General features: G+C 53.7%; 2 protein-coding genes. One reads left to right on the top strand and one right to left on the bottom strand.

What is annotated here, in order from left to right; translation table 11 throughout:
- Positions 1 to 321 (bottom strand): Cd(II)/Pb(II)-responsive transcriptional regulator (cadR, locus tag NA619_RS24940; protein ID WP_255964440.1); only part of this gene is annotated, 321 nt, incomplete at its 3' end.
- A gap of 94 nt (positions 322 to 415) precedes the next feature.
- Between cadR and NA619_RS24945 the strand changes: the two genes are divergently transcribed.
- Complete coding sequence (locus NA619_RS24945; protein ID WP_046163957.1) at positions 416 to 1,309, top strand: cation transporter; 894 nt, start codon at positions 416 to 418, stop codon at positions 1,307 to 1,309.
- Positions 1,310 to 1,389: the final 80 nt, after the last annotated feature.

Here is a 1,389-nt window from a genome sequence, read left to right on the forward strand (position 1 = left end):
CGAAACGAGTTGTCGTTCCAGTGATTGCAAAGCGGCTATCTGAGACCTGACTTGAGAAATGTGATCATCAAGCAAGGCATTAACGGCCGCACAAGGCCGGCCAGGGTCATCTTGGTAACTTTGGAGTGCATGAATTTCTGGAAGTGAAAGATTCAGAATTCGGCAGCGTCGGATGAACGCTAGCCGCTCGCCATGCTTCTCGTTGTAAACCCGATAGCCGTTCGGCTGACGATTAGGCGGAGGTAACAATCCCTGCTGCTCATAGAAGCGGATCGTCTGTGTATCAATCCCTACTAGCCTTGCTAACTGACCAATGCGCATCGCGCGAATCCTCTTCGGTTCTCTGCGTTATTGACCTTATGGTAGCTATAAGGTTTTTAATGATCCCATCTTCGATTTCAAGTGGAGCCGTATCATGAGCAAATCCGATGGCGATCGTTGCGGCTGCGATGCGACACCAGCCGCCGATGCCGGTGTGCAAAACCCTGCCGATACGACAGCACAATGGGTCAGTGTTTACGCCGTGCCAAAAATGGATTGTCCATCAGAAGAGCGAATGATCCGCTTGGCCCTGAGTGGTTTGGACGGAATTCGGAAGCTGACTTTTGATTTGTCGGACCGTCGGTTAGATGTCATGCATTGCGGTGCCGTTGAGCCCATAACCACAAAGCTGGCGACGTTAGGGCTAGGCGCCACTCTTCAGAAAACCGTCGCTGCCGACCCAGAGATGATCAAAGCCGCCGAGAATTCGGCGGACTCTACACAGGAATCCCGCTCCCTGCGTTTACTGTTAGGCATCAACGCCTTCATGTTCGTGGTAGAGATGACCGCTGGCCTGATCGCCAGGTCCACGGGCCTGATTGCCGATTCCCTCGATATGTTCGCTGACGCGGCAGTGTACGGCCTAGCCCTTTATGCAGTTGGACGTAGCGTCAGTCTGCAGGTGCGTGCTGCACACCTTGCTGGTGTTCTCCAGCTAATTTTGGCACTCGGCGTGCTCGTAGAGGTGATTAGGCGCTTTGTATTCGGTAGTGAGCCCGAGTCGCTGATAATGATCGCCGTTGCGTTCCTGGCATTGCTCGCCAACACGGGCTGTCTGCTGCTTATTTCCAAACACCGGGAAGGTGGTGCTCACATGAAAGCGAGCTGGATATTCTCCGCCAATGATGTGGTCATCAACATGGGGGTTATAGTCGCCGGAGCGCTCGTCGCTTGGACTGGGTCAAACTACCCAGACCTGATTATCGGTACCGTTGTGGGATTCATCGTTCTAAACGGCGCTCGGCGTATTCTGGCGCTCAAGAGCTAAAGAAGCTCCCGTTACAGAAAAAGGCGTCGTCATGCCTCTAAGCCGTAAGCGTCCAGCCAAGTCACCTTCCGAACTCCCGC

This window comes from Stutzerimonas stutzeri (assembly GCF_024448895.1).
GTDB classification, from domain to species: Bacteria; Pseudomonadota; Gammaproteobacteria; order Pseudomonadales; family Pseudomonadaceae; genus Stutzerimonas; species Stutzerimonas stutzeri_Q.